At 53.3% G+C, this 18,119-nt stretch carries 16 protein-coding genes, 2 tRNA genes and 3 rRNA genes; 12 read left to right on the top strand and 9 right to left on the bottom strand.

The features are described from left to right. Positions 1-37: 37 nt before the first annotated feature. Both HVX72_RS16855 and tilS read left to right on the top strand, forming a co-directional pair. Positions 38-427 carry a VOC family protein gene (locus tag HVX72_RS16855; RefSeq protein WP_042289838.1) on the top strand — a complete coding sequence of 130 codons (390 nt, stop codon included), beginning with the start codon at positions 38-40 and terminating at the stop codon, positions 425-427. Between the two features lie 61 nt (positions 428-488). After that, positions 489-1,787, top strand: a complete 1,299-nt coding sequence (tilS, locus tag HVX72_RS16850; RefSeq protein WP_181821936.1) for a tRNA lysidine(34) synthetase TilS — start codon at positions 489-491, stop codon at positions 1,785-1,787. An 86-nt stretch (positions 1,788-1,873) separates the two neighbouring features. Here tilS and rof read toward each other — a convergent pair whose 3' ends face one another. Further along, positions 1,874-2,134 (bottom strand): Rho-binding antiterminator, encoded by a 261-nt coding sequence (gene rof / locus HVX72_RS16845; RefSeq protein ID WP_042289833.1) that lies wholly within the window; start codon positions 2,132-2,134, stop codon positions 1,874-1,876. Continuing rightward, positions 2,121-2,321, bottom strand: a complete 201-nt coding sequence (locus HVX72_RS16840) for a YaeP family protein (RefSeq protein ID WP_042289831.1) — start codon at positions 2,319-2,321, stop codon at positions 2,121-2,123. Before HVX72_RS16840 ends, rof begins: the two co-directional genes overlap by 14 nt. A 188-nt stretch (positions 2,322-2,509) precedes the next feature. Between HVX72_RS16840 and HVX72_RS16835 the strand changes: the two genes are divergently transcribed. Genes HVX72_RS16835 through nlpE form a run of 3 tightly spaced genes read left to right on the top strand, consistent with a single transcriptional unit; the run spans position 2,510 to position 4,206 of the window. Continuing rightward, positions 2,510-3,055 (top strand): YaeQ family protein, encoded by a 546-nt coding sequence (locus tag HVX72_RS16835; protein WP_042289829.1) that lies wholly within the window; start codon positions 2,510-2,512, stop codon positions 3,053-3,055. Next, on the top strand, positions 3,052-3,471 hold the full coding sequence (gene arfB, locus HVX72_RS16830) for an alternative ribosome rescue aminoacyl-tRNA hydrolase ArfB (RefSeq protein WP_042289827.1): 420 nt from the start codon (positions 3,052-3,054) through the stop codon (positions 3,469-3,471). The genes HVX72_RS16835 and arfB overlap by 4 nt, the downstream gene beginning before the upstream one ends. Positions 3,472-3,486: 15 nt before the next feature. After that, a complete protein-coding gene (gene nlpE / locus HVX72_RS16825) occupies positions 3,487-4,206 on the top strand; it encodes an envelope stress response activation lipoprotein NlpE (RefSeq protein WP_042289824.1) in 720 nt (239 codons plus the stop codon). A 50-nt stretch (positions 4,207-4,256) separates the two neighbouring features. On the opposite strand, the gene proS is transcribed toward nlpE, so the two are convergent. The 6 genes from proS to metN all read right to left on the bottom strand — a co-directional run bounded on the left by proS (position 4,257) and on the right by metN (position 9,845). Beyond that, the gene (gene proS / locus HVX72_RS16820) at positions 4,257-5,975 is read right to left on the bottom strand and encodes a proline--tRNA ligase (protein ID WP_181821935.1); all 1,719 of its coding nucleotides are present in this window, start codon (positions 5,973-5,975) and stop codon (positions 4,257-4,259) included. Between the two features lie 110 nt (positions 5,976-6,085). Further along, positions 6,086-6,793: a tRNA (N6-threonylcarbamoyladenosine(37)-N6)-methyltransferase TrmO gene (gene tsaA / locus HVX72_RS16815; RefSeq protein WP_181821934.1), complete on the bottom strand. Its 708-nt coding sequence runs from the start codon at positions 6,791-6,793 to the stop codon at positions 6,086-6,088. Further along, complete coding sequence (rcsF, locus tag HVX72_RS16810; protein ID WP_042289817.1) at positions 6,790-7,194, bottom strand: Rcs stress response system protein RcsF; 405 nt, start codon at positions 7,192-7,194, stop codon at positions 6,790-6,792. The genes tsaA and rcsF overlap by 4 nt, the downstream gene beginning before the upstream one ends. A 118-nt stretch (positions 7,195-7,312) precedes the next feature. Beyond that, positions 7,313-8,128: a methionine ABC transporter substrate-binding lipoprotein MetQ gene (gene metQ / locus HVX72_RS16805; RefSeq protein ID WP_060570041.1), complete on the bottom strand. Its 816-nt coding sequence runs from the start codon at positions 8,126-8,128 to the stop codon at positions 7,313-7,315. A 39-nt stretch (positions 8,129-8,167) separates the two neighbouring features. Then, positions 8,168-8,821, bottom strand: a complete 654-nt coding sequence (locus HVX72_RS16800) for a methionine ABC transporter permease MetI (protein WP_042289812.1) — start codon at positions 8,819-8,821, stop codon at positions 8,168-8,170. Further along, entirely contained in the window at positions 8,814-9,845 is a 1,032-nt protein-coding gene (gene metN / locus HVX72_RS16795; protein WP_042289810.1) for a methionine ABC transporter ATP-binding protein MetN, read from the bottom strand. The genes HVX72_RS16800 and metN overlap by 8 nt, the downstream gene beginning before the upstream one ends. A 190-nt stretch (positions 9,846-10,035) precedes the next feature. Between metN and gmhB the strand changes: the two genes are divergently transcribed. The 7 genes from gmhB to dkgB all read left to right on the top strand — a co-directional run bounded on the left by gmhB (position 10,036) and on the right by dkgB (position 17,104). Continuing rightward, positions 10,036-10,596 carry a D-glycero-beta-D-manno-heptose 1,7-bisphosphate 7-phosphatase gene (gene gmhB, locus HVX72_RS16790; protein ID WP_042289808.1) on the top strand — a complete coding sequence of 187 codons (561 nt, stop codon included), beginning with the start codon at positions 10,036-10,038 and terminating at the stop codon, positions 10,594-10,596. A gap of 375 nt (positions 10,597-10,971) precedes the next feature. Further along, positions 10,972-12,513, top strand: a 16S ribosomal RNA gene (locus tag HVX72_RS16785). A gap of 84 nt (positions 12,514-12,597) precedes the next feature. Then, positions 12,598-12,673, top strand: a tRNA-Glu gene (locus HVX72_RS16780). A 184-nt stretch (positions 12,674-12,857) separates the two neighbouring features. Next, positions 12,858-15,762 (top strand): 23S ribosomal RNA (locus HVX72_RS16775). 128 nt (positions 15,763-15,890) lie between these two features. Next, positions 15,891-16,006: ribosomal RNA gene (rrf, locus tag HVX72_RS16770) — 5S ribosomal RNA — on the top strand. The 16S, 23S and 5S rRNA genes sit together here with 2 tRNA genes alongside, the layout of an rRNA operon. Positions 16,007-16,060: 54 nt before the next feature. Further along, positions 16,061-16,137 (top strand) — tRNA-Asp (locus HVX72_RS16765). Positions 16,138-16,300: 163 nt separating this feature from the next. Beyond that, positions 16,301-17,104 (top strand): 2,5-didehydrogluconate reductase DkgB, encoded by an 804-nt coding sequence (dkgB, locus tag HVX72_RS16760; RefSeq protein ID WP_181821933.1) that lies wholly within the window; start codon positions 16,301-16,303, stop codon positions 17,102-17,104. A 24-nt stretch (positions 17,105-17,128) separates the two neighbouring features. On the opposite strand, the gene yafC is transcribed toward dkgB, so the two are convergent. Then, positions 17,129-18,034 (bottom strand): DNA-binding transcriptional regulator YafC, encoded by a 906-nt coding sequence (gene yafC / locus HVX72_RS16755; protein ID WP_181821932.1) that lies wholly within the window; start codon positions 18,032-18,034, stop codon positions 17,129-17,131. Positions 18,035-18,119: the final 85 nt, after the last annotated feature.

The raw sequence follows: 18,119 nt of genomic DNA, 5'->3' as shown, positions 1-18,119 counted from the left end.
TAACGTGCAGATAACATAACATGGAGACACTGACACTATGCTGGGATTAAAACAGGTTCATCATATTGCAATTATCGCCACCGACTATGCGGTAAGTAAGGCGTTCTACTGCGATGTGCTGGGCTTTACCCTGATGAGTGAAGCTTACAGAGAGGAGCGTGATTCCTGGAAAGGCGATCTCGCGCTGAACGGGCAATATGTCATTGAGCTGTTTTCGTTCCCCTTTCCGCCGCAGCGCCCAAGCCGACCGGAGGCCTGCGGTCTGCGCCATCTGGCTTTCAGCGTTGATGACGTGGAGAAGGCTATCGCGCACCTTGCGGCGAAAAACGTCAAATGCGAAGCTGTACGCGTTGATCCGTTTACCGGCAAGCGTTTCACCTTTTTTAACGATCCGGATGGCCTGCCGCTCGAACTGTATGAACAGTGAGACTTGCGATCGCGAGGATTGCCCGGTAACGTGCCGGGCAACGTCACTGTAAATAATCGCCATGACTACACTCACCCTGAAGACTTCACTGTTTAGCGCTCAGCAAATTCTCGTCGCATACAGCGGCGGGCTGGACTCTACCGTTCTTCTGCATCAACTCGTGCAATGGCGGGCCCAGCAGCCAGGTATCACGCTACGGGCGATTCATATTCATCACGGCCTGAGCACTCATGCCGATGCGTGGGTGGCGCACTGTGAGGCGGTATGCGCGCAGTGGCAGGTGCCGCTGGTGGTTGAGCGCGTACAGCTGGCGCATGAAGGGCTGGGCACGGAAGCGCATGCCAGACAGGCGCGCTATAAAGCATTCGCACAGGCGCTGTTGCCAGGGGAAGTGCTGGCGACCGCCCAGCATCTTGACGATCAATGTGAAACATTTCTGCTGGCGCTCAAGCGCGGTAGTGGGCCGGCGGGACTTTCCGCAATGGCCGAGGTGTCCGCGTTTGCGGGTACCCACCTTATTCGTCCCTTGCTGCAGCAAAGCCGTCGCGACCTGGAAAAGTGGGCAACGGATCATCAGCTTCGCTGGATTGAAGATGAAAGCAATCAGGATGATGCCTACGATCGTAACTTCCTGCGCCTGCGTGTGCTGCCGCTTCTGCAACAGCGCTGGCCGCATTTTGCTGAAGCGACGGCGCGCAGCGCGGCGCTGTGCGCCAGCCAGGAAAGCCTGCTGGATGAACTGCTGGCGGAAGAGCTGTCAGGCTGCGTTACCCCGCACGGTACGCTGCAGCTCGCGCCGCTGCTGTCGATGAGCCAGTCTCGCCGCGCCGCAGTGATCCGCCGCTGGCTGGCGACGAAGGATGCGCCGATGCCCTCGCGTGACGGCCTTGAGCGCATCTGGCAGGAAGTGGCGCTGGCGCGTGAAGACGCTGCACCCTGTTTGCGTTTTGGCGCGTATGAGGTTCGCCGCTACCAGGCGCAGCTGTGGTGGATAAAATCGGTTGGCGGTCAGAGTGAAACGACGCTGGCATGGCGAGACAGGCGCAAGCCGCTCATGCTGCCCGCCGGGCTGGGCGAAGTCGCGCTGGCGCCCGGCGGTGAACTGAGAACACCGCGAACGGATGAACCGGTTTCCATTCGCTTTAAAGCGCCGGGCCTGCTGTATATCGTCGGACGGAACGGTGGACGTAAGCTGAAGAAGGTTTGGCAGGAACTCGGGGTTCCACCCTGGCGACGTGATACTACGCCTTTGCTGTTTTACGGCGATACGCTCATTGCTGCCGCTGGCGTTTTTGTCACTGATGAAGGGATGGCGGTGGAGGAAGAGGGACTACAGCTGTTATGGCGGGAAGCAGACTAAAATGCCGAATGGCGCTACGCTTATTCCTCCTACAGTAACCGCACATTGTAGGCCGGGTAAGCGTAGCGCCATCCGGCGACCACTATTCAGGATTCGCTGACCACCACGGTACCGATTTCCGGGTGACTGAAGCTGGCGATTTTGTCGAGACGCAGTTCGCGCGTTTCACCTGCAACGTCGGTAATCAGGTATTCCACATTTTTACGCGACACCAGATCGCTGGCTTTTGCCTGCAGAACTTCGCCATCTTTCAGTTCCAGCGTCAGCAACAGATGATGCTGGCAGGCGAGCTCAAGGTTGTCGTAGTCATCGCAATTGATGGGTTGATATGTTTCATTCATTGACATAATCGCTCACCAGTAAGTTCGCAGCAGCATACGCCGCCTTTTCCCTGACCGACTCTGAAAGGTCGCTGTCTGCGGCCATTTCGTTAAGCACCTTTAAAACGCACCCCAGCGCATCCGGGACATACCCTAAGTCTCCGCTGGCTATTTCCGCATACCGCCTGCGTATTAACTCACAATATTTTTCCACATGCCCTCCTGTCAGTATTCTGACTTCACCGTGGATGCAAGTCTAAGCCTACGAAGATAAACTCTGTTTAGCAAGGTGACTATACCACAGCCATTCCGCCGAAATCAGCAGCTTGATAGCCGAACCATTAACAGCCTTTTGTCGTCGTTTTCGTTACAATGTTTGCCTGATTCGAAAGGAGTTTTTTCATGGCGCTTAAAGCGACAATATACAAAGCCGTGGTAAATGTGGCGGACCTGGACCGCAACCAGTTTCTGGACGCGCCGTTGACGCTGGCCCGTCATCCTTCAGAAACCCAGGAGCGCATGATGCTGCGCCTGCTGGCGTGGATCAAATATGCGGATGAGCGCTTGCAGTTTACGCGAGGTTTGAGCGCAGAAGACGAGCCGGAGGCCTGGCTGCGTAACGACCATTTGGGGATCGATCTGTGGATTGAACTGGGGTTACCGGAAGAGCGGCGGATCAAGAAAGCCTGCACCCAGGCGAAAAACGTTGCGCTGTTTGCTTACAACAGTCGAGCGGCGCAGATCTGGTGGCAGCAGAACCAGAATAAGTGCGCACAGTTTCCGAATCTGGCAGTCTGGTATCTTGATGATGAGCAACTGGCGAAGTTAAGCGCCTTCGCGGAACGGACGATGACGTTGCAAGCCACCATTCAGGACGGAGCCATCTGGCTTTCGGATGCTCAGAATAATCTGGAAATTCATCTGGCTGCCTGGCAACAACCGGCATGATTGTTATTTCGCGAAACGTCTCTATCGCCGATGATGAGCTGGAAATTACGGCAATTCGCGCGCAGGGCGCAGGCGGACAGCATGTGAATAAAGCCTCAACGGCGATCCATTTGCGTTTTGACATCCGGGCCTCTGGCCTGCCAGAGTATTACAAAGAACGTTTACTTGCTGCCAGTCATCACCTGATTAGCCCTGATGGCGTCATTATCATTAAGGCGCAGGAATACCGAAGCCAGACGCTAAACCGTGAAGCGGCGCTGGCCCGACTGGTGGCAGTGATCAAAGAACTCACCGCGGAACAAAAAAGCCGACGGGCAACCCGGCCAACGCGCGCCTCGAAAGAACGAAGATTGTCTTCGAAAGCGCAAAAATCCACAGTGAAAGCCCTCCGCGGTAAAGTCCGTCGCGTGGATTGACGGGCAGGAATAAAAATGCAGAAGGAATTCGGGGTGAAAAAGACACTCATTTCGGCGATAGCAGCGCTTTCGCTTTTTTCATTGTTAGGTTGTAACAACCGTTCAGAAGTCGATGTCCTGCAACCGACGCAGGCTGCGGAACTTAAACCGATGCAGCAAAGCTGGCGGGGCATTTTACCGTGCGCAGATTGTGAAGGAATTGAAACCTCGTTGTTTCTTGAAAAAGATGGCACCTGGGTGATGAATGAACGCTACCAGGGCGTCCGTGACGAACCATCTTCCTTTGCTTCCTATGGTACCTGGGCGCGGACCGCCGATAAGCTGGTGCTCACCGACAGTAAGGGCGAGAAAGCGTATTATCGCGCTAAAGGCGATGCGCTTGAGATGCTCGACCGTGAAGGCAACCCGGTTGAGTCGCAGTTTAACTATACGCTCGAACCCGTGAAGGCCACTTTACCGGTAACCCCAATGCCGATGCGCGGTATGTATTTCTATATGGCAGATGCAGCGACCTTTACCGATTGTGCAACTGGTAAGCGTGTTTCTGTGGCGAATAACGCCGAGCTTGAGCGCGGTTATCTTGCTGCCAGAGGGAACAGCGAAAAACCCGTCCTGTTGTCGGTGGAAGGGCACTTCACGCTTGAAGCCAACCCGGACACGGGAGCGCCAGTGAAGACCCTGAACGCGGATAAAGCGATTACGTTTATGCCGGGTAAAAGCTGTGCTCAGCAATAGCGCATGAGTATGAAAAAGAAAAACCCCGCGGCTGCGGGGTTTTTTGTGCATCAGCCTTTGATCTGTTTAACCAGATAGCTAACGATGTCACCGGTTTTAATCAATTGCTTCTCGCCATTACGACGATATTTGTATTCGATGTCGTCATTGTCGAGGTTACGGTCGCCCAGCACGATAGTGTGAGGAATACCGATCAGCTCCATATCCGCGAACATCACGCCTGGACGTTCTTTACGGTCGTCCATCAGCACTTCAATGCCCTGGGCTCGCAGTTCGGCATACAGTTTTTCCGCCAGTTCCTGCACACGGTAAGATTTATGCATATTCATAGGCAGAATAGCGACCTGGAACGGTGCGATAGCGTCGGGCCACACGATGCCGCGCTCGTCGTAGTTTTGCTCAATCGCGGCTGCAACCACACGTGTTACGCCGATTCCGTAGCAGCCCATGGTCAGGATCTGGTTACGGCCATCTTCACCCTGAACGGCGGCTTTCAGCGCCTCGGAGTATTTGGTACCCAACTGGAAAATATGACCCACTTCGATGCCGCGCTTGATAAGCAGCGTACCCTGACCATCCGGGCTCGGATCGCCTGCGACCACGTTACGGAGGTCTGCCACTTCCGGCGTTGCCACGTCGCGATCCCAGTTGATGCCGAAGTAGTGCTTGCCGTCAACGTTAGCGCCTGCCGCGAAATCGCTCATCGCCGCAACGGTACGGTCGATGACAACCGGGATCGGCATGTTGACCGGACCAAGTGAACCCGGGCCTGCGTTGACGATGGCGCGGATTTCCGCTTCAGTTGCGAAGGTCAGCGGGCTGGCGACCTGCGGCAGTTTTTCCGCTTTAACTTCATTCAGTTCGTGATCGCCGCGAACCAGCAGCGCAACCAGCGGATAGCTGCTGCCTTCAACCGCTTTCACCAACAGCGTTTTCACGGTTTTCTCAATCGGCAGAGCAAACTGTTCAACTAACTCCGCGATAGTTTTCGCGTTTGGCGTATCAACCAGCGTCATCTCCTGCGTCGCGGCAGCGCGCGGGGCTTTTGGCGCGACGGCTTCGGCCAGCTCGATGTTGGCGGCGTAATCAGAGGTGTCAGAAAAGATAATGTCATCTTCGCCACTCTGCGCCAGCACCTGGAATTCGTGAGACGCGCTACCGCCAATCGAACCCGTGTCAGCCTGCACTGCGCGGAATTCCAGACCGATACGGGTGAAGATTTTGCTGTAGGCGGCGTACATCGTGTCGTAGGTTTCCTGCAAGGATTCCTGCGAGGTGTGGAAAGAATAGGCATCTTTCATCAGGAATTCGCGGGAGCGCATGACGCCGAAACGCGGACGCACTTCGTCACGGAACTTCGTCTGGATCTGGAAGAAGTTCAGCGGCAGCTGCTTATATGAGCTGAGTTCGTTACGCACCAGATCGGTGATGACTTCTTCATGGGTTGGGCCGAGTACGAACGGACGCTCGCCACGGTCAACAAAACGCAGCAATTCCGGACCGTACTGTTCCCAACGGCCACTCTCTTGCCACAGGTCAGCTGGCTGAACCACTGGCATAGACACCTCGATCGCGCCGGCGTTGTTCATTTCTTCACGCACGATGTTTTCGACTTTTTTCAGAACGCGCAGGCCAGTCGGCAGCCAGGTATATAACCCGGAGGCGAGCTTGCGGATCATCCCGGCGCGCAGCATCAGCTGATGGCTGATAACCTCGGCGTCGGCAGGTGTCTCCTTCAGAGTGGAGAGCAGATATTGGCTAGTACGCATGTTGTTACGGTTCCAGTTGGACGATCGAACAGGCTCAACGTGAGCCTGACACAAAAAAAGTGATTTAGTTTACCAGCGAGAAAGGGATGTCAAAAGAGAAGGGCATGAAATTAGCGGGGTTCGAGCGCAAAGACTTCAAATCCCGTTTCCGTTACGCGCCAGCGCACGTTGAAATCATGCAACCAGACCGCGTACGTTTTCCCTGTTTCTTCACCTTTACGATAAGCGGGACGCGGATCCTGCGCCAGCACATCGCGAATAAATGTTTTAAGCTGCGGGTAGCGTTTTTCCAGCGTCGGGAATTGCCGCTCAAGTTCATCACTAAAGCTTACCTGCATTTCGGCCACTGGCGCATGTTGCGCATAGCTGGCCCGGGCATCTGTAAGCGATTCGGCGAACGGCAAATAAGGCTTAATGTCGATAACCGGCGTTCCATTAACCAGATCCAGACTGCCGAGCTTCAGAATGACGCGTTCTTTGTGGCAGGAAATGTCCTTTAGCTCAACCAGCGACATGCCGACAGGGTTTGGGCGAAACGTCGAGCGGGTGGCAAAGACCCCCATGCGCGCATTGCCGCCAAGGCGAGGCGGACGTACGGTCGGACGCCATCCGCCTTCCATTGTCTGATGAAACACAAAGAGCACCCACAGATGGCTGAACGCCTCCAGGCCACGGACGGCATCGGCCTGATTAAAGGGCGGCAGCAGGTGCAGTTCGCCATGCGCGCTCTTTACCAGACCCGGCTGGCGAGGGACGGCGAACTTTTCTTTGTAAGGTGAGCGAATGACACCGATTTGCTCAAACTGAAAATGACTCATTTAGCCGAAATGTTAAGCGCAGAACCAATGCAGACAGCCTGACGGTAGCAGCCCGGCGTACCGCTGGTCACTTCACAGCTGTGCAGCAGGACGGCATTCGCTTTCATTTTTGACGCGTTAATCTGCATACGCTTACGGGCCGTAGGGATGCTCGGTGGAGAATCCTGATTCGTTGCCTGGCATGAGTCGCCGCTGACTTCACCCAGATCGCGGAACGGCTTGCCGACCAGCGCTTCAGCACTGGTATAAATTCTGACAGGAGCTGCGCGCGGCGCTTTAGGTTTTTCCGGCTCCGCTTTAGGTGGGGTTGGAGTGCTTTGAACAGGTTCAACGGGGGATCTGCTTAGCATGGAACAGCCGCTCAGCATGAGTGCCAATAAACAGATCGGTAAAGCACGCATAATATTTCCTCAATGAATGATCTAACTGTCAGATATTGAATCAGGAGCTTGCATAAATGACAAGACGGGCAAGTGCCCGTCCTGAATGATATTACAGTTTGAGAAAAGAGCCTAAAAATTACCAGCCTTTCACTGCGCCGCCGTTAAAGACTTTATTGGCAGCTTCGTAGACTTCGTCAGACTGATAGGCCTGCACGAATTTCTTCACGTTTTCCGCATCTTTGTTATCTTCACGGGTGACGATCAGGTTGACGTACGGGGAATCTTTGTCTTCCACAAAGATACCGTCTTTCGCCGGGGTCAGGTTGATCTGGCTGGCATAGGTGGTGTTGATCACCGCCAGGGCGATCTGCGCATCATCAAGAGAACGGGGCAGTTGCGGGGCTTCCAGTTCGACAATTTTCAGATTTTTCGGGTTTCCGACAATGTCCAGTGAGGTTGGCAGGAGGCCCACGCCGTCTTTCAGTTGGATCAAACCCACTTTTTGCAGTAACAGCAGCGAACGACCGAGGTTGGTCGGATCGTTTGGTACGGCGACCTGCGCGCCATCCTGCAGTTCATCCAGCGATTTGATTTTTTTGGAGTAGCCCGCAATCGGGTAGACAAAAGTATTGCCCGCAGGCGTCAGTTTGTAGCCGCGATCTTTGATCTGCTGATCCAGATACGGTTTGTGCTGGAAGGCGTTGGCATCAATGTCGCCTTTGCTCAGCGCTTCGTTAGGCAGCACGTAGTCATTGAACGTCACCAGTTCTACGTCCAGCCCGTATTTTTCTTTTGCGACTTTCTGCGCAACTTCGGCAACCTGCTGTTCAGCACCGACGATAACGCCCACTTTGATGTGGTTGGGATCTTTCTCATCCTGTCCGCAACCCACAAGAGCCAGAGAACCAATCAGGGCTCCTACTGCCGCAAAGGTCTTGAATTTGAACGCCATGCTTATTTCCTTAATGAGTTATTTGTGTTGTGGTTAACGTTACTTGTGCGTTACAGACCGAACGATGCGATCGCCTGCGAACTGAATTAAATAAACCAGAACGACGAGTAATACCAGCACCGTATTCATCACGGTCGCGTTGTAGCCGATATAGCCATACTGGTAACCGATCTGGCCCAGACCGCCAGCGCCCACAGCGCCTCCCATGGCTGAATAGCCGACGAGGGTAATCAGCGTGATAGTCGCCGCGTTCACCAGACCCGGCAGCGCTTCGGGCAGCAGAACTTTACGCACGATTTGCAGCGGCGTCGCACCCATCGCGCGTGACGCTTCAATCAATCCTGTTGGGATTTCCAGCAGCGCGTTTTCCACCATGCGGGCGATAAACGGCGCGGCGCCAACGGTAAGCGGCACTATCGCGGCCTGCAGTCCGATTGAGGTTCCGACAATGACGCGAGTAAACGGAATCATCCAGACCAGAAGAATAATAAACGGAATTGACCGGAAGATATTCACCACCGCGGAAAGAATGCGGTAGAGCTTCGCGTTTTCGATAATTTGCCCGGGACGCGTGACGTAGAGCAACACGCCAACCGGTAAACCGATAACGAAACCAAAGAATCCGGATACAAAGGTCATCGCCAGCGTTTCCCAGACGCCACGAACCAGCAACCACATCATCGGTTCAGACATAACCCAGTACCTCTACTTTTACATGGTGTTCTTGCAGCCAGGCAATGGCGGCTTGTGTTTCTTCTTGAGTGCCGTGCATTTCCGTCAGCATAATGCCGAACTTCACGCCGCCGGCGTAATCCATCTGCGCGCTAATAATGTTGTTATTGACGTTAAAGCGACGCGCTGTTTCGGAAAGCAGCGGCGCATCAACCGACTGACCGGTGAACTCCATGCGCAGCATCGGTACGCTATCGGCTTCGGGGGTCGGTTTCAGACGCTCCAGATAATCTTCCGGAATGTCGAGATGCAGCGTGGACTGGATAAATTTTTGCGCCAGCGGGGTCTTCGGGTGGGAAAACACTTCACTGACCGTATCCTGTTCTATCAGTTCGCCGTTGCTGATCACGGCCACGCAGTCACAGATACGCTTAACCACATCCATCTCGTGTGTGATCAGCAGAATGGTCAGACCGAGGCGACGATTAATGTCCTTCAGTAATTCGAGGATCGAACGTGTGGTTGCCGGGTCCAGTGCGCTGGTGGCTTCGTCGCACAGCAGCACTTTGGGCTGGCTTGCCAGCGCACGGGCAATCGCCACACGCTGTTTTTGACCACCGGAAAGATTGGCCGGGTAACTGTCGTGCTTATCGCCCAGACCCACCAGATCCAGCAATTCGGTCACGCGACGTGTGATCTCCTCTTTCGGCGTGTTGTCCAGCTCCAGCGGCAGCGCCACGTTGCCGAAAACCGTACGGGAGGCCAGCAGATTAAAGTGCTGGAAAATCATGCCGATCTGGCGACGCGCTTTGGTCAGCTCAGATTCAGAAAGCGTGGTCAGCTCCTGCCCGCCTACCAACACACTCCCCTCTGTCGGGCGCTCCAGCAGGTTGACACAGCGGATTAGCGTACTTTTACCGGCGCCTGATGCGCCAATCACACCGTAAATTTGTCCGGCAGGGACATGCAGGCTGACATTGTTCAACGCCTGAATGGTGCGGGTCCCTTGTTGGAACACTTTGGTGATATTCGAAAGTTTAATCATTGATTATTTATTATCGTAATGAAGTTAGCCGTAGCATTTTTGTCTGTCTGAAGCGGTGAATCGCCGTCAACAAAATGGATGTTAAGGCATCCAGACGTCTAAATCAATCAGGCTTTCTACGATGAGCACTTTCTTGCCTGCCGAAAAATGCGATACTAGCGCCACATGCCTTATTCAGGAGCTATAAAAGGTGGCAAAGTCTGTACCCGCAATTTTTCTCGACCGCGACGGCACTATCAATGTGGACCACGGCTACGTACATGAGATCGACGAATTCGAATTCATCGACGGTGTCATTGACGCCATGCGTGAACTTAAAAAAATGGGCTATGCGCTGGTGGTTGTCACCAACCAGTCCGGCATTGCGCGCGGCAAATTTACTGAAGCGCAGTTTGAAACCTTAACAGAATGGATGGACTGGTCGCTGGCAGACCGCGATGTTGATCTCGACGGTATCTATTATTGTCCCCATCACCCACAGGGAAGCGTAGAGGAGTTTCGTCAGGTTTGCGATTGTCGTAAACCGCATCCAGGCATGCTGATCTCTGCTCGCGATTTTCTGCATATTGATATGGCGGCGTCTTATATGGTGGGCGATAAATTAGAAGACATGCAGGCCGCGCTGGCGGCAGGGGTCGGAACCAAAGTGTTGGTACGTACCGGTAAGCCTGTGACGCCAGAAGCAGAAAATGCCGCGGATTGGGTGATTAATAGTCTGGCAGACCTGCCTTTAGCGATAAAACAGCAGTAAAAGTAAGCGTTGTGCTCAAAAGGTGAGCGGTTGAAATAAATCTGCATTTTTCCGCTTGTCTTCCTGAGACGACTCCCTATAATGCGCCTCCATCGATACGGCGGATGTGAATCACTTCACACAAACAGCCGGTCCGGTTGAAGAGAAAAATCCTGAAATTCAGGGTTGACTCTGAAAGAGGAAAGCGTAATATACGCCACCTCGCGACAGAGCGCTGAAGCGCGTCGCAACTGCTCTTTAACAATTTATCAGACAATCTGTGTGGGCACTCAAAGTGACATGGATTCTTAACGTCGCAAGACGAAAAATGAATACCAAGTCTCGAAGAGTGAACACGTAATTCATTACGAAGTTTAATTCACGAGCATCAAACTTAAATTGAAGAGTTTGATCATGGCTCAGATTGAACGCTGGCGGCAGGCCTAACACATGCAAGTCGAACGGTAACAGGAAGCAGCTTGCTGCTTTGCTGACGAGTGGCGGACGGGTGAGTAATGTCTGGGAAACTGCCCGGTGGAGGGGGATAACTACTGGAAACGGTAGCTAATACCGCATAACGTCGCAAGACCAAAGAGGGGGACCTTCGGGCCTCTTGCCACCGGATGTGCCCAGATGGGATTAGCTTGTTGGTGAGGTAACGGCTCACCAAGGCGACGATCCCTAGCTGGTCTGAGAGGATGACCAGCCACACTGGAACTGAGACACGGTCCAGACTCCTACGGGAGGCAGCAGTGGGGAATATTGCACAATGGGCGCAAGCCTGATGCAGCCATGCCGCGTGTATGAAGAAGGCCTTCGGGTTGTAAAGTACTTTCAGCGGGGAGGAAGGGATTGTGGTTAATAACCGCAGTCATTGACGTTACCCGCAGAAGAAGCACCGGCTAACTCCGTGCCAGCAGCCGCGGTAATACGGAGGGTGCAAGCGTTAATCGGAATTACTGGGCGTAAAGCGCACGCAGGCGGTCTGTCAAGTCGGATGTGAAATCCCCGGGCTCAACCTGGGAACTGCATTCGAAACTGGCAGGCTTGAGTCTCGTAGAGGGGGGTAGAATTCCAGGTGTAGCGGTGAAATGCGTAGAGATCTGGAGGAATACCGGTGGCGAAGGCGGCCCCCTGGACGAAGACTGACGCTCAGGTGCGAAAGCGTGGGGAGCAAACAGGATTAGATACCCTGGTAGTCCACGCCGTAAACGATGTCTACTTGGAGGCTGTGCCCTTGAGGCGTGGCTTCCGGAGCTAACGCGTTAAGTAGACCGCCTGGGGAGTACGGCCGCAAGGTTAAAACTCAAATGAATTGACGGGGGCCCGCACAAGCGGTGGAGCATGTGGTTTAATTCGATGCAACGCGAAGAACCTTACCTGGTCTTGACATCCACGGAAGACTGCAGAGATGCGGTTGTGCCTTCGGGAACCGTGAGACAGGTGCTGCATGGCTGTCGTCAGCTCGTGTTGTGAAATGTTGGGTTAAGTCCCGCAACGAGCGCAACCCTTATCCTTTGTTGCCAGCGGTCCGGCCGGGAACTCAAAGGAGACTGCCAGTGATAAACTGGAGGAAGGTGGGGATGACGTCAAGTCATCATGGCCCTTACGACCAGGGCTACACACGTGCTACAATGGCATATACAAAGAGAAGCGACCTCGCGAGAGCAAGCGGACCTCATAAAGTATGTCGTAGTCCGGATTGGAGTCTGCAACTCGACTCCATGAAGTCGGAATCGCTAGTAATCGTGGATCAGAATGCCACGGTGAATACGTTCCCGGGCCTTGTACACACCGCCCGTCACACCATGGGAGTGGGTTGCAAAAGAAGTAGGTAGCTTAACCTTCGGGAGGGCGCTTACCACTTTGTGATTCATGACTGGGGTGAAGTCGTAACAAGGTAACCGTAGGGGAACCTGCGGTTGGATCACCTCCTTACCTTAAAGAACCTGCCTTTGTAGTGTCCACACAGATTGTCTGATAGATGTAGAGAAGCAAGGCGTCTTGCGATTGAGACTTTGTGTCCCCTTCGTCTAGAGGCCCAGGACACCGCCCTTTCACGGCGGTAACAGGGGTTCGAATCCCCTAGGGGACGCCACTTGCTGGTTTGTGTGAGTGAAAGTCGCCGGCCGTTATATCTCAAAACTGACTTACGAGTCATGTTTGAGATATTTGCTCTTTAAAAATCTGGATCAAGCTGAAAATTGAAACACAGAACAACGAAAGTTGTTCGTGAGTCTCTCAATTATCGCAATCAGAAGTGAAACATCTTCGGGTTGTGAGGTTAAGCGACCAAGCGTACACGGTGGATGCCCTGGCAGTCAGAGGCGATGAAGGACGTGCTAATCTGCGAAAAGCGTCGGCGAGGTGATATGAACCTTTGACCCGGCGATGTCCGAATGGGGAAACCCAGTGTGATTCGTCACACTATCGTTAACTGAATACATAGGTTAACGAGGCGAACCGGGGGAACTGAAACATCTAAGTACCCCGAGGAAAAGAAATCAACCGAGATTCCCCCAGTAGCGGCGAGCGAACGGGGAGCAGCCCAGAGCCTGAATCAGCCAGTGTGGTAGTGGAAGTGTCTGGAAAGGCACGCGATACAGGGTGACAGCCCCGTACACAAAACCACACCGGTTGTGAGCTCGATGAGTAGGGCGGGACACGTGGTATCCTGTCTGAATATGGGGGGACCATCCTCCAAGGCTAAATACTCCTGACTGACCGATAGTGAACCAGTACCGTGAGGGAAAGGCGAAAAGAACCCCGGCGAGGGGAGTGAAAAAGAACCTGAAACCGTGTACGTACAAGCAGTGGGAGCCTCTTTATGGGGTGACTGCGTACCTTTTGTATAATGGGTCAGCGACTTATATTCTGTAGCAAGGTTAACCGAATAGGGGAGCCGCAGGGAAACCGAGTCTTAACTGGGCGTTAAGTTGCAGGGTATAGACCCGAAACCCGGTGATCTAGCCATGGGCAGGTTGAAGGTTGGGTAACACTAACTGGAGGACCGAACCGACTAATGTTGAAAAATTAGCGGATGACCTGTGGCTGGGGGTGAAAGGCCAATCAAACCGGGAGATAGCTGGTTCTCCCCGAAAGCTATTTAGGTAGCGCCTCGTGAACTCATCTCCGGGGGTAGAGCACTGTTTCGGCTAGGGGGCCATCCCGGCTTACCAACCCGATGCAAACTGCGAATACCGGAGAATGTTATCACGGGAGACACACGGCGGGTGCTAACGTCCGTCGTGAAGAGGGAAACAACCCAGACCGCCAGCTAAGGTCCCAAAGTCATGGTTAAGTGGGAAACGATGTGGGAAGGCTCAGACAGCCAGGATGTTGGCTTAGAAGCAGCCATCATTTAAAGAAAGCGTAATAGCTCACTGGTCGAGTCGGCCTGCGCGGAAGATGTAACGGGGCTAAACCATGCACCGAAGCTGCGGCAGCGACACTATGTGTTGTTGGGTAGGGGAGCGTTCTGTAAGCCGTTGAAGGTGTGTCGTGAGGCATGCTGGAGGTATCAGAAGTGCGAATGCTGACATAAGTAACGATAAAGCGGGTGAAAAGCCCGCTCGCCGGAAGACCAAGGGTTCCTGTCCAACGTTAATCGGGGCAGGGTGAGTCGACCCCTAAGGCGAGGCCGAAAGGCGTAGTCGATGGGAAACAGGTTAATATTCCTGTACTTGGTGTTACTGCGAAGGGGGGACGGAGAAGGCTATGTCGGCCGGGCGACGGTTGTCCCGGTTTAAGCGTGTAGGTGTGTGTTCCAGGTAAATCCGGTTCACTTTAACACTGAGGCGTGATGACGAGGCACTACGGTGCTGAAGTGACAAATGCCCTGCTTCCAGGAAAAGCCTCTAAGCATCAGGTAACACGAAATCGTACCCCAAACCGACACAGGTGGTCAGGTAGAGAATACCAAGGCGCTTGAGAGAACTCGGGTGAAGGAACTAGGCAAAATGGTGCCGTAACTTCGGGAGAAGGCACGCTGATATGTAGGTGAAGTGATTTACTCATGGAGCTGAAATCAGTCGAAGATACCAGCTGGCTGCAACTGTTTATTAAAAACACAGCACTGTGCAAACACGAAAGTGGACGTATACGGTGTGACGCCTGCCCGGTGCCGGAAGGTTAATTGATGGGGTTATCCGTAAGGAGAAGCTCTTGATCGAAGCCCCGGTAAACGGCGGCCGTAACTATAACGGTCCTAAGGTAGCGAAATTCCTTGTCGGGTAAGTTCCGACCTGCACGAATGGCGTAATGATGGCCAGGCTGTCTCCACCCGAGACTCAGTGAAATTGAACTCGCTGTGAAGATGCAGTGTACCCGCGGCAAGACGGAAAGACCCCGTGAACCTTTACTATAGCTTGACACTGAACACTGGTCCTTGATGTGTAGGATAGGTGGGAGGCTTTGAAGCGTGGACGCCAGTCTGCGTGGAGCCGCCCTTGAAATACCACCCTTTAATGGCTGGTGTTCTAACGTGGGCCCGTAATCCGGGTTGCGGACAGTGTCTGGTGGGTAGTTTGACTGGGGCGGTCTCCTCCTAAAGAGTAACGGAGGAGCACGAAGGTTGGCTAATCCTGGTCGGACATCAGGAGGTTAGTGCAATGGCATAAGCCAGCTTGACTGCGAGCGTGACGGCGCGAGCAGGTGCGAAAGCAGGTCATAGTGATCCGGTGGTTCTGAATGGAAGGGCCATCGCTCAACGGATAAAAGGTACTCCGGGGATAACAGGCTGATACCGCCCAAGAGTTCATATCGACGGCGGTGTTTGGCACCTCGATGTCGGCTCATCACATCCTGGGGCTGAAGTAGGTCCCAAGGGTATGGCTGTTCGCCATTTAAAGTGGTACGCGAGCTGGGTTTAGAACGTCGTGAGACAGTTCGGTCCCTATCTGCCGTGGGCGCTGGAGAACTGAGGGGGGCTGCTCCTAGTACGAGAGGACCGGAGTGGACGCATCACTGGTGTTCGGGTTGTCATGCCAATGGCACTGCCCGGTAGCTAAATGCGGAAGAGATAAGTGCTGAAAGCATCTAAGCACGAAACTTGCCCCGAGATGAGTTCTCCCTGAGACTATAAGTCTCCTGAAGGAACGTTGAAGACGACGACGTTGATAGGCCGGGTGTGTAAGCGCAGCGATGCGTTGAGCTAACCGGTACTAATGAACCGTGAGGCTTAACCTTACAACGCCGAAGATGTTTTGGCGGAATTGAGAGATTTTCAGCATTGATTCAGAGTTAAGTACGCAATAGTTTGCGCAGCCAGCGCTGCTGATGCGATAAAGTATTGCGTACAGAGCACAAAGAATTTGCCTGGCGGCCGTAGCGCGGTGGTCCCACCTGACCCCATGCCGAACTCAGAAGTGAAACGCCGTAGCGCCGATGGTAGTGTGGGGTCTCCCCATGCGAGAGTAGGGAACTGCCAGGCATCAAATTAAGCAGTAAACTGATGTAAAAATCAGTGGTTGTAGAAAAATTCGGTGGAGCGGTAGTTCAGTTGGTTAGAATACCTGCCTGTCACGCAGGGGGTCGCGGGTTCGAGTCCCGTCCGTTCCGCCACTTATTAAGAGCCCTGAGTTAACACTCAGGGCTTTTTCTTTGCCTGCCGTTCCATTATTGCCAAATTCGCAAAAATCCTCTGCGCTTTACGCTCTTTTTCCAGCTGCACCGGAACGTCATAATCCTTTGAGTTTACAAACATACAGAATTAACGAGGAATTTTATGGCTATCCCGGCATTTGGTTTAGGTACTTTTCGTCTTAAGGACGACGTGGTTATTGCGTCCGTGAAAACAGCTCTCGCGCTGGGCTATCGTGCTGTCGATACGGCACAAATTTATGACAATGAAGCGGCAGTAGGGCAGGCGATTGCAGAAAGCGGCATTCCACGCGGTGAGTTATACATCACCACCAAGATCTGGACTGAAAATCTGAGCAAAGACAAGCTCATTCCCAGCCTGAAAGAGAGTCTTAAAAAGCTACGTACCGATTATGTCGATCTGACGCTAATCCACTGGCCTTCGCCTAATGATGCTGTTCCGGTTGCAGAATTTATGCAGGCATTGCTGGAAGCGAAAGAGCAAGGACTCACTCGTGAAATCGGTATCTCGAACTTCACTATCCCATTGATGGAAAAAGCCATTGCCGCCGTAGGCGTTGATAATATCGCGACAAATCAGATTGAGCTGTCGCCTTATTTGCAAAACGGTAAAGTGGTTGAGTGGGCAAAACAGCACGGCATCCATATCACCTCTTACATGACCCTGGCGTATGGTAAAGCTCTGAATGATGAAGTGATTTCCCGTATTGCAGCGAAGCATAGCGCAACGCCAGCCCAGGTGATCCTGGCGTGGGCAATAGGTGAAGGCTTTTCAGTCATTCCCTCTTCCACAAAACGGGAAAACCTCGCGAGTAATCTTCAGGCGCTGAATCTGAAGCTGGATGCTGAAGATAAACACGCAATCGCCACGCTGGACTGTAACGATCGCCTGGTCAGTCCCGAGGGGTTGGCGCCACAGTGGGATTAATTCCTGATCTGTGCCTTCTCCCTTTCAGACAGCTCCTTCGGGAGCTGTTTTGATATGTTCGCTCAGAAAGTCGATGAACGCCCGAATGCGAGTACTCACCGCGCGATCGCTGTAATACACCGCGCTGAATGGCATCTCTACCGGCAAACGTTTATCGGCCATGAGCTCAATCAGCTCACCCCGCTCGATCTCCCGATCAATCATATAATCTGACAGACAGGCAATGCCGTTGCCGCTAAGGCAAAGCTGTTTAAGCGTCTCTCCGCTATTCGATGAAATACCGCATATAATTTCGTGAAGCTGACCGTCGCGACAGGCGATGGGCCAGGTATTAAGCGAGACCGGTTCGCTAAAGCCCAGGCAAAGGTGCTGCTTCAACTCTTCTACCGTCTCGGGTTTACCAAAACGCGATACATACTCTGGCGAGGCAATAATTTTACGGTAGCTGGTAAACAATGGTCGGGCGCGCAGGCTCGAATCCGTCAATGTGCCCGCGCGGATAGCCACATCCACTTTCCGTTCAATAAGATTGATAAAGGTCTCGGAAGAAACCAGAGAAAGGGTAATCTCTGGATAACGTTCACGAAACGGTTTAATCAGCGGCATCAGAAAGTGCAGAACGACTGGCGTGGCCGCGTCAATGCGCAGCAGGCCACGCGGCGTGGTTCGCGTCTCCATAATCTCGGTCTCTGCCGCAGCCATCTCCTGCAGTACGGACTGTACGCGCCGGAAGTAACGTTCGCCTTCTTCCGTCAGGCTGAGCTGACGGGTAGTACGGTTAAGGAGACTGACGCCAAGCTTCATTTCCAGTTTTTTAACGGCCCGGCTGACTGCTGAGTTTGCCTGACCAAGTTGTTCCGCTGCGCGGCTAAAGCTTCCGCTTTCCACCACTGATACAAAGATAGCAAGTTCTTCCGATGTCGCTTTCATTTTTGCCTCTGAAGCAAAATTGTATTGTTATTTTGGATATTTTTGTTATTAAACCATCCCGGCATACTGCGTGTCATCTGAATAG

Origin of the sequence: Citrobacter sp. RHB21-C05 (assembly GCF_013889015.1) — a bacterium.
GTDB lineage: Bacteria > Pseudomonadota > Gammaproteobacteria > Enterobacterales > Enterobacteriaceae > Citrobacter_A > Citrobacter_A sedlakii.
Note: the sequence above shows the minus strand (reverse complement) of the source record. Positions and strands in the feature narration are given on the sequence as shown.

What these genes read in the sequence shown, in the direction of transcription:
- nlpE (WP_042289824.1), top strand. Translation starts at nt 3,487, where the DNA reads ATGCAGAAGGAATTCGGGGTGAAAAAGACACTCATTTCGGCGATAGCA.
- tsaA (WP_181821934.1), bottom strand. Translation starts at nt 6,793, where the DNA reads ATGAGTCATTTTCAGTTTGAGCAAATCGGTGTCATTCGCTCACCTTAC.
- proS (WP_181821935.1), bottom strand. Translation starts at nt 5,975, where the DNA reads ATGCGTACTAGCCAATATCTGCTCTCCACTCTGAAGGAGACACCTGCC.
- HVX72_RS16855 (WP_042289838.1), top strand. Translation starts at nt 38, where the DNA reads ATGCTGGGATTAAAACAGGTTCATCATATTGCAATTATCGCCACCGAC.
- tilS (WP_181821936.1), top strand. Translation starts at nt 489, where the DNA reads ATGACTACACTCACCCTGAAGACTTCACTGTTTAGCGCTCAGCAAATT.
- HVX72_RS16835 (WP_042289829.1), top strand. Translation starts at nt 2,510, where the DNA reads ATGGCGCTTAAAGCGACAATATACAAAGCCGTGGTAAATGTGGCGGAC.
- yafC (WP_181821932.1), bottom strand. Translation starts at nt 18,034, where the DNA reads ATGAAAGCGACATCGGAAGAACTTGCTATCTTTGTATCAGTGGTGGAA.
- metN (WP_042289810.1), bottom strand. Translation starts at nt 9,845, where the DNA reads ATGATTAAACTTTCGAATATCACCAAAGTGTTCCAACAAGGGACCCGC.
- arfB (WP_042289827.1), top strand. Translation starts at nt 3,052, where the DNA reads ATGATTGTTATTTCGCGAAACGTCTCTATCGCCGATGATGAGCTGGAA.
- HVX72_RS16800 (WP_042289812.1), bottom strand. Translation starts at nt 8,821, where the DNA reads ATGTCTGAACCGATGATGTGGTTGCTGGTTCGTGGCGTCTGGGAAACG.
- rof (WP_042289833.1), bottom strand. Translation starts at nt 2,134, where the DNA reads ATGTCAATGAATGAAACATATCAACCCATCAATTGCGATGACTACGAC.
- rcsF (WP_042289817.1), bottom strand. Translation starts at nt 7,194, where the DNA reads ATGCGTGCTTTACCGATCTGTTTATTGGCACTCATGCTGAGCGGCTGT.
- dkgB (WP_181821933.1), top strand. Translation starts at nt 16,301, where the DNA reads ATGGCTATCCCGGCATTTGGTTTAGGTACTTTTCGTCTTAAGGACGAC.
- metQ (WP_060570041.1), bottom strand. Translation starts at nt 8,128, where the DNA reads ATGGCGTTCAAATTCAAGACCTTTGCGGCAGTAGGAGCCCTGATTGGT.